The organism is Stenotrophomonas sp. (assembly GCF_032061965.1).
GTDB lineage: Bacteria > Pseudomonadota > Gammaproteobacteria > Xanthomonadales > Xanthomonadaceae > Stenotrophomonas.
In genome coordinates, this window is record NZ_DAMBEF010000007.1 from 101,264 (window position 1) to 110,048 (window position 8,785).

8 protein-coding genes are annotated in these 8,785 nt (G+C 64.2%); 2 read left to right on the top strand and 6 right to left on the bottom strand.

Annotated elements, in window-relative coordinates:
• The first annotated feature begins 226 nt into the window (after positions 1-226).
• A complete protein-coding gene (locus RT460_RS05675) occupies positions 227-1,384 on the top strand; it encodes a metallophosphoesterase (protein WP_313317676.1) in 1,158 nt (385 codons plus the stop codon).
• A 127-nt stretch (positions 1,385-1,511) separates the two neighbouring features.
• Here RT460_RS05675 and RT460_RS05680 read toward each other — a convergent pair whose 3' ends face one another.
• The 6 genes from RT460_RS05680 to RT460_RS05705 all read right to left on the bottom strand — a co-directional run bounded on the left by RT460_RS05680 (position 1,512) and on the right by RT460_RS05705 (position 7,655).
• Positions 1,512-2,021 (bottom strand): MgtC/SapB family protein, encoded by a 510-nt coding sequence (locus RT460_RS05680; RefSeq protein ID WP_313317677.1) that lies wholly within the window; start codon positions 2,019-2,021, stop codon positions 1,512-1,514.
• 195 nt (positions 2,022-2,216) lie between these two features.
• Positions 2,217-2,915, bottom strand: coding sequence for an acireductone synthase (mtnC, locus tag RT460_RS05685; RefSeq protein ID WP_313317678.1), 699 nt, complete (start codon positions 2,913-2,915; stop codon positions 2,217-2,219).
• A gap of 184 nt (positions 2,916-3,099) precedes the next feature.
• A complete protein-coding gene (locus RT460_RS05690) occupies positions 3,100-3,654 on the bottom strand; it encodes an acireductone dioxygenase (protein WP_313317679.1) in 555 nt (184 codons plus the stop codon).
• A gap of 24 nt (positions 3,655-3,678) precedes the next feature.
• Complete coding sequence (locus RT460_RS05695; protein ID WP_313317681.1) at positions 3,679-4,326, bottom strand: methylthioribulose 1-phosphate dehydratase; 648 nt, start codon at positions 4,324-4,326, stop codon at positions 3,679-3,681.
• A 329-nt stretch (positions 4,327-4,655) separates the two neighbouring features.
• The gene (locus RT460_RS05700; RefSeq protein WP_313317682.1) at positions 4,656-6,101 is read right to left on the bottom strand and encodes an amino acid permease; all 1,446 of its coding nucleotides are present in this window, start codon (positions 6,099-6,101) and stop codon (positions 4,656-4,658) included.
• A gap of 78 nt (positions 6,102-6,179) precedes the next feature.
• Positions 6,180-7,655, bottom strand: a complete 1,476-nt coding sequence (locus RT460_RS05705) for an amino acid permease (protein WP_313317683.1) — start codon at positions 7,653-7,655, stop codon at positions 6,180-6,182.
• A 185-nt stretch (positions 7,656-7,840) separates the two neighbouring features.
• Between RT460_RS05705 and RT460_RS05710 the strand changes: the two genes are divergently transcribed.
• Entirely contained in the window at positions 7,841-8,401 is a 561-nt protein-coding gene (locus RT460_RS05710) for an NUDIX hydrolase (protein WP_313317684.1), read from the top strand.
• The last annotated feature ends 384 nt before the right edge of the window (positions 8,402-8,785 follow it).

Below are 8,785 nucleotides of genomic sequence, written 5' to 3' on the forward strand. Positions count from 1 at the left end.
AACCTTCCCCTTGGCCAAAGGGAAGGAGCAGGAAGGATCGTCGCTGTCGGTCCGGCCACCTCCAGCACGCTATGCCGAGCATGGCTCGGCACTACGGTGGGTTACGTAGTGTTCCAGCCGTAGGCGCGCGATCCGCCACCTTGCCGTGTCAAAGTGCACGGCAGTCTTCTGAGCCTGTTCGCGGTCTGATCGCGGGCGTCCTCCGCATATCTACCGCGCACTGCCAATGACTTTTCTTGTATCGCTGATCCTGCCCTTGCTCGCCGTCCTGTTCTGGCGGCCGGTGCATCCCTTGTCCAAGCCGCAGCGCCGGTGGCGCACCGGCATCAGCCTGGTGCTGGCCTTGATTGGTCTGGGCTTTGCCACCTTGTGGCGCATGGATGTCTTCAGCTATTCGGTCGAAGCCTGGCTGCAACTGGTGTTCGGCTGGGTGCTGGTGATGTACATGCTGGTGCTGGTGTTCGTGGTGCTACGCGAAGCCGGCTGGTTGTTGTCACGACTGTTACCGCGGACGTCGCGGTTGGCAACGCCATGGCACGGCGTCGGCCTCAACCAGGGCGCGGCTGTGCTGATCGTGCTGCTGGCAACGCTGGGCATTTATAACGGACTCAAGCCGCCACAGGTGCACGAACGCGAACTGGTTGTGCCGCATCTGCCCAATGGAATGGATGGGCTGCGGGTGGCGGTGTTGGCGGATCTGCATATCAGTCCGGTCAAACGTACCTGGCGTACCCAGCGCATCGTCGATGCAACCCTGGCGGCCAAGCCCGACATGATCGTGTTGCCGGGCGACATGGCCGATGGCGGCCTGCAAGACAGCGGTCGTTTCGCCGAACCGCTGGCGCAGCTGAAGGCACCCTATGGCGTGTGGCTGGCGCCGGGCAATCACGAGTATTACTACGACTACAGTGCATGGATGGCGCATTTCCGGCAGATGGGCCTGGGTGTGCTGGAGAACCAGAGCGCGCTGTTGAACATCAACGGGGGGCGGCTGGTGGTCTCGGGCATCGGTGACCTGGCGGCGCTGAAGCAAACATCGTATATGCACGGGGGCCGGGCACCGGACATGCAGGCCGTTGTGGATGGCGGCAGGGGCGGCGATGTGCACGTGCTGCTGGCCCACCAACCCAAACAGGCACGCGCCGCGGCCGCTACCGGTGCGATCGACCTGCAGATTTCCGGCCATACCCATGGCGGGCACATGCTGGGATTCGATCGTTGGGTGGTGGCGCCGTTCAATCACGGCTATGTACGGGGCGAGTACCGCGTGCGCGAGATGACGTTGTTCGTCAGCAACGGGGTCGGCCAATGGGACGGTTTCACCGCGCGCCTGGGCGTGCGCTCCAGCATTGATGTGCTGGTGCTGCGCAGCCCGGCATTGTAGGAGCGACGGAAGCCGCGCAGCTGGGCTTGCTCAACGCCCAGGCAGCGCTTTCATCTGAGGCTGTGTGCTTCGCGGTTATGGCGCGCCTGCAAGGTCGCGCTGAACCCGGGTTGGTAACGCCAGCGGATCATGTGTCGAGATCCGTTTCGCTGCCTTCGATACTTTTGCGTTTGTCCGGCATCAACTTCGGCAGCGTGCTTACTACCGCAAGCGCGGCAATCGTGGTGATGAACGCCACCATTTCCATGCCCATGCCGGCGGCCATGCCGATCGCCGCCGTCATCCAGATGCCGGCCGCCGTGGTCAGGCCCTGGATGCGCTCCTCGGCGTCGAGTTTGAGGATGGCGCCGGCGCCCAGAAATCCGATGCCGGAGACGATCCCTTGCATCACGCGGGTGACGTCCGCGCCGGAGATGCCCATCTGCAAGGGCGCCAACACGAACAACGCCGAGCCTACCGAGACCAGGATGTGGGTTTTCAGTCCTGCAGCGCGGCCCTTGCGCTCGCGCTCCAGCCCAAGCAGGCCACCGAGCACGATGGCCGTGGCCAGCCGCGAGACGATGACGGTCGTCGTGCGGACGTCAGGAAGGGTGAACTCGGCGGCCAGCGCTTGGCCGATCTCTGCAGCGATGCTCATGCGATGAGGTCTCCGTTGCGGGGATGATCAGCCGCCACGGACCGCTGTGCGGGCAGCTCAATGAATCCTGTGCTGCGGAGGCTTCACCGTAGGTGATGCCGATGTGCGGCGCACGTGAAACCGGCAGGCGCCGTGCGGGCGGCGCAACGAAAACGGCCCCGTGAGGGGCCGTCATATCGGGCGCAGTTGGGCGGATCAGAGCGTGATCTGATCGAAGCGCTCGACCCGGGGATGGCCATGCGTGGCCTCGCCGGTGCGCGGCTGCGGGTAGTCGTTGAGACGGTCCAGCAATACGGTCTGCAGGCCGGCATCGCGGGCGGCATCCAGTTCCTCGACGATGTCGGACAGGAACAGGATCTCGCTCGGCGCGGTGTTGATGGCCTTGGCGATATGCGCATAGCTTGCCGCTTCGCGCTTGCCGCCGACTTCAGTGTCGAAGTTGCCGGAGAACAGGCCGTTGAGATCGCCCGCGTCGCTGAAGCCAAAGAACAGCTTCTGCGCCGGCACCGAGCCGGACGAGTACACGTACAGCGGCAAGCCGCTGGCGTGCCAGCCGCGCAATACATCGGCGACTTCCGGGTACATATGCGCGGTGTAATCACCATTGCGGTAGCCGCTGTCCCAGATCATGCCCTGCAGTGCCTTGAGCGCGGTGTGCTTGCGGTCCTGATCGATCCAGCCCTGCAGGGTTTCAACGATGACCTCGTCCTGGCAGGTGCTGGCAGATATCTCGGTGGCCACCGCATCCAGCCACTGGCGCACCTGCGGCTCGTTGCCGTGGGTCTGGACGAAGCCGGGCAGGGCGTTGCGGGCGTAGGGGAACAGCACTTCCTTGACGAAGGAGATGCTGGAGGTGGTGCCCTCGATGTCGGTAAGGATGGCTTTGATGGTCATGCGTTGGCGTCCTGCGCGGTGCTTCTTGGCGCGCGCGTTGTGCGGGTGGTTTGCGGCTTGAACTGCGTAGAGCTGCCCTCACCCCAACCCCTCTCCCGCTCGCGGGAGAGGGGCTCAAGCAGAGCAGGGGCTAACGCCAGAGCCGGAGCTCAAGCAGAGCAGGGGCTCAAGGCAAAACAGCGATTCATGCAGCGCTGGGTTGGTAGCGCGGGAAGCGCTGGGCGATGTCGGTGCCGGTGAAGTGGCCGACCCAGCCATCCGGCTCGGTAAAGAAGCGGATGGCGGCGAAGCTGGGTTCCTCGCCCATGTCGAACCAGTGCTTGACGCTGTCCGGCACGGCGATCAGGTCGTCCTTCACGCATTCCACCTCGTAGACCTTGTCGTCCACGTGCAGGGTGAACAGGCCCGAGCCGGCGACGAAGAAACGTACTTCGTCCTCCTTGTGGTAGTGCTCGTCGAGGAATTTCTTGCGGATCTCGGCGCGTGCCGGGTTGTCTGGCGCGATCGAGGCCACGTCCACGCTCTTGAAGCCGTGTTCGGCGACCAGCCGGTCGATGTCCTCGCGATAGGCGGCGAACACTTCGTCCTGGCTGGCGCCCGGCGCAACCGGATGCTTGGCCTGCCAGCGTTCAAAGGTGACACCGATCTTGCTCAGTTCGGCGGCAATGACGGTTCCATCGCGGCTGTCGAACAGCGGCGCGTCCGGGGCGGTGTCGTTGAAAATGCGCAGTCGGCTCATGGGGGACTCGACGTGGGAAGGGGATCAGGCGTTGCCGCGCAGGCGGCGCAGCTCCAGCTCACAATGCAGCAGGAACTCGAAGGCTTCCAGGTGGCGACGGGCTTCGGCCATGTCGCGACCCCAGGCATACAGGCCATGGCCATCGATCAGGTAGCCCCACATCGGCCCCTTGTCGAGTTCGGCTTCGACCTGGGCGGCCAGCACGTCCATGTCCTGGGTGTTGGGGAAGACCTTCAGGTCAACGGCGGTCTCATGAGTGGCATTGCCATGCAGGGCCTTGAGCAGCTCGTAGCCTTCCAGGCGGATATGACCGTCGCTGCCGTACAGGCGCGAAGCAATGGTCTGTACCGGCGAGTGGGTGTGCAGCACGCAGCCTACTTCGGGGAACCGTGCATACAGCTGGGTGTGCAGCAAGGTCTCGGCGGACGGGCGCAGCGGGCGGCCCACGGCCTTGCCATCGAAGTCCACCACCATGATGTCGCTTTCGATCAGTCGGCCCTTGTCCTTGCCGGACACGGTGATGGCCGCGTGCCGGTCGTCCAGGCGATGCGAGAAATTGCTGCTGGTGGCAGGTGTCCAGCCAGCCTGGGCCAGCTCACGGATGTTGTCGATCAGCAACTGGGCCAGTTCGCTCAGTCGCTGGGCGTCATAGGGGACAGTAGGGGCGTTCATGCCGCCCATTCTACTAAGAACCGTTGCAGGTTCATGCATGTATCCGGATGGAACTGATGCCAGCGCGGAATATGCGTGTCAGAGGGTCCCCGGCGAGGCGCCATTGTAGCCCGGGTAAGCGCAGCGCACCCGGGAGCTTTAAGTCAGGAGGCCGTCAGCGCAGCCCGGGTAAGCGCACGCGCACTCGGGAGTTTGGGGCCAGGATGCGCGTGAAAGGCCCCGGGTGCGCGGCGCTTACCCGGGCTACGCCTCTATGTGGTTCAGGCATCGCTTGCAAAAGAAAAGCCCGGGACCAGGCCCGGGCTTCAGCTTGGCTTCTGGCCGGCAACTCAGCTGTTCTTGGCCTTGTTCTCGGCGTTCAGCTTGCTGTGGCGTACGCCGTACAGGAAGTAGATGATGAAGCCGGTGACCGTCCACACGCCCATCAGCATCCAGTTATGCAGGGTCATGGCAGTCAGCAGGCCAATGCAGCTGAGCACGCCCAGGCTGCAGATCAACCAGGCCATCGGAATGCGGAACGGACGCGGCAGGTCGGGCTGGGTGCGGCGCAATACCAGTACGCCGGCACAGACCGCGGCAAAGGCGATCAGCGTGCCCATCGAGGTCAGCTCGCCGAGGATGTCCAGCGGGAACAGCGCCGCCAGCAGCGCGATGCCGATGCCGGTGATGATGGTGTTGATGTGCGGCGTGCGGTACTTGGGATGGATCTTGGTGAACACCGGCGGCAGCAGGCCATCGCGGCCCATGATCATGAAGATGCGCGGCTGGCCGATCACCATCACCAGTACCACCGAGGCGAGGCCGATCAGGGCGCCGATCTCGACGATGATGCGCAGCCAATCCAGCTGCGGGTGGGCCGCCACGGCGGTTACCACCGGCTCGGCGGTGCCCAGCAACTGGTAGGGCACCAGTCCGGTCATCACCGCCGCCATGGCGATGTACAGCACGGTGCAGATCACCAGCGACAGCAGCATGCCGATCGGCAGGTCGCGCTGCGGGCGGTGCGATTCCTGCGCCGCAACCGACACCGCTTCAAAGCCGATATAGGCGAAGAACACCATTGCCGCGCCGCGCAGCACGCCTTCAAAGCCGTACTTGCCCGGGCCTTCGTTGGCCGGGATGAACGGGGTCCAGTTGCTGGTATCCACATACTTCCAGCCGGCGACGATCACCAGGATGATCAGGCCGGTCTTGAGTACGACCATGGCCATGTTCATTGCCGAGGACTTGCTGATGCCGACGTAGCACAGCCAGGTCAGCAGCAGCACGAGGATGGCCGCCGGGATGTTGGCGATCGCGCCGGTGGGCTTGAGCTGGGCGTCCAGCGGCGCATTGACCAGCGCCGCCGGCAGGTGGATGTCGAAGTGGTTGAGGAAGCTCAGGAAGTAGCCGGTCCAGCTGACCGCCACGGCAGAGGCAGAAACGCCATATTCCAGCACCAGCATCCAGCCGATGAACCAGGCCGAGAGCTCGCCGAAGGTGGCGTAGGTATAGGTATAGGCGCTGCCGGATACCGGCACCATCGAGGCGAACTCGGCATAGGCCAGCGCACAGAACGCGCAGCAGATCGCGGCCAGCACGAAGGACAGCATGATCGCCGGTCCCGCATGGTTGGCTGCGGCCTGGCCGGTGATGACGAAGATGCCCCCGCCGATCACCGCGCCGATGCCCAGCGCGGTCAGGCCCCAGGGCCCCAGGGTGCGGCGCAGGCTCAGGCCGTTGGCGTCCTGATGTGCGGCGTGCGGGTGTTTTGTGGCCCAGAGTTGCTTGAACATTATTCGGGTCTTCGCTCGTCGTCGCGCCGCTGCGGCGCAGTGAAAACCGGCGCACAGGGCGCCGGTCGGGGGTCAGGCTCAGGGGGTCTTGTTGAGCTTGCTGTGGCGGATGCCGTAGCCGAAATAGATGAACAGGCCCAGCACGGTCCAACCGACGAACAGGTGCCAATGCACGACGAAGGCCTGCATGAACAGTGCCACGCAGGCGAGGGCGCCGAGCGGACAGATCAGCCATGCCGCCGGCACCTTGAACGGGCGGACGATGTCAGGCTTGGTCCGGCGCAGTACCAGCACCCCGATGCAGACGGTGGCAAAGGCCAGCAGGGTGCCCATGGACACCAGCTCGCCTAGCACGTTCAACGGTACAAGTCCGGCCAGCGCGGCGGCCAACACGCCGACCACGACGGTGCTGACGTACGGTGTACGGAAGCGTGCGTGGACCTTGCCGAAGACCTTCGGCAGCAGGCCGTCGCGCGAGATCGTGTAGGCGATGCGCGACTGGCCCATCATCATCACCAGCACCACCGAGGACAGGCCGGCAATGGCACCGATCTCGACTGCGGTCTTGAGCCAGGACAGGCTGGGGTAGGCTTCCAGTGCGGTGGCTACCGGCTTGTCGGTACCGAGCAGGTTGTACGGCAGCATGCCGGTCAGCACGGCGCAGACGATGATGTAGACGAGAGTACAAACGGCCAGCGAACCCAGCAGGCCGATTGGCATGTTCTTCTGCGGGTCCTTGGTCTCGCCGGCAGCGGTGGAGACGGCGTCGAAGCCGATATAGGCGAAGAACACGATGGTGGCGGCACGGAACACGCCGCTCCAGCCGAACTCGCCGAAGGTGCCGGTGTTCTGCGGGATGAAGGGTTGCCAGTTGGCCGGGTCGATGTACTGGATGCCGAAGCCCACGAACAGGCAGATCACGGTGATCTTGATTGCCACGATCACCGCGTTGACGAAGGTGGACTGGGTGACGCCGACATAGAGCAGGCCGGTGATGGCAGCCACGATCAGGACGGCGGGCAGGTTGAACAGCTTGCCGGAACTGATGAACTCGCTACCCGTCCAGGCCAATGGCGCCGCCGACAAGGCATCGGGGAAGGGCATGTGCAGCGTGGTGGTGATGAAGCTGATCAGGTAGGCCGACCAACCCACCGCTACCGAGGCCGAGGCGAACAGGTACTCCAGCACCAGGCACCAGCCAATGAACCAGGCCATGCCTTCGCCCAAGGTGGCGTAAGAGTAGGAGTAGGCGCTGCCGGAGACCGGCATCATTGCTGCGAACTCGGCGTAACACAGGCCGGCCAGGGCGCAGGCGATGCCGGCGAAGACGAAGGACAGCATCACCGCCGGGCCGGCATGGTTGGCTGCGGCCTGGCCGGTGAGGACGAAGATGCCCGCGCCAATCACCGCACCAATACCCAGCATGACCAGATGCTTGGCTGTGAGGGTCCGCTTAAGCGTGGCTTCGCCTTGCAGGCTGCCTTCGATCGGTTCACCGGCATCGACGTGTGCGGCCGGCTCGACCGGTTTGACCCTCAACAGAGTTTTAAGCATTGCGCTGGTTCCCAAACTGTTTGATGGCCCGCATGCCAGAGCAGCGGGACCGTTGTGTTGCGTCGCAAACTGAACGATGGGCAACCGCCCTACCTTGCCAAAGGTGGCGAAACTCGACAAGCGCAACTGCAACATCGACAGCGATAATGACCGCCGGATCGGAATTTGAGGATGTGCTTGCAGTCATGGGTGTCGAAGATCAGGCATTGCGACAGGCATTAACGGACTACACCCGGGTACAGTCGGCGGATGAGGCGCTGGCGCGGGAGTTTCTGACCCTTCTGGAAGAGGGCGGGATAGACCCGTTTACCCGCGAGCGCCTGCAGGGGCACTTCACTGGCAGTGCCTGGCTGGTCAGTGCTGATGGCCAGCGCGCCCTGCTTACCCACCATCGCAAGCTGCAACGCTGGTTGCAGCCAGGCGGGCATGCCGACGGGGACCATGATCTGGCCGCGGTAGCGCTGCGCGAGGCCGAGGAGGAATCCGGCCTGTCGGGGTTGGCGTTGGCCTCGGCTGCGATTTTCGACCTCGACAAGCATTGGATCCCCGAGCGCAAAGATGTTCCCGGTCACTGGCATTACGACGTGCGCTACGTGGTGGTGGCCGGCGCCGATGAGCGCTTCGTGGTCAGCGAGGAGTCGTTGGAGCTGGGCTGGCGGCCGATCATCGACATCGCCAACGACGAGGACGAATCGATGCGGCGCATGGCGAACCGGTGGTTGCAGGCGCGGACAGGAGCGGCGTAAGCCGCGAAGCGCGCGGCGCTTGCGTGCAGGCGTGGTCTGCATCTTTCAGAGCAGCACCCTGCTGCGCCGCGACGTTCAATTCCCCAGCCGAGCATTACAGCTCTCGCTTTTGCTCAAAGCCCCTCTCCCGTTTACGGGAGAGGGGTTGGGGTGAGGGCGGCTTCTGGAGCATCACCGGCAAGGCCCCTGCCGAGCATGGCTCGGCCCTACAAGCCCGGCTTTTGCTCAAAGCCCCTCTCCCGTTTACGGGAGAGGTGTTGGGGTGAGGGCAGCTTCTGGAGCATCACCGGCGAGGCCCCTGCCGAGCATGGCTCGGCACTACAAAACCCGGCTTTTGCTCAAAGCCCCTCTCCCGTTTACGGGAGAGGGGTTGGGGTGAGGGCA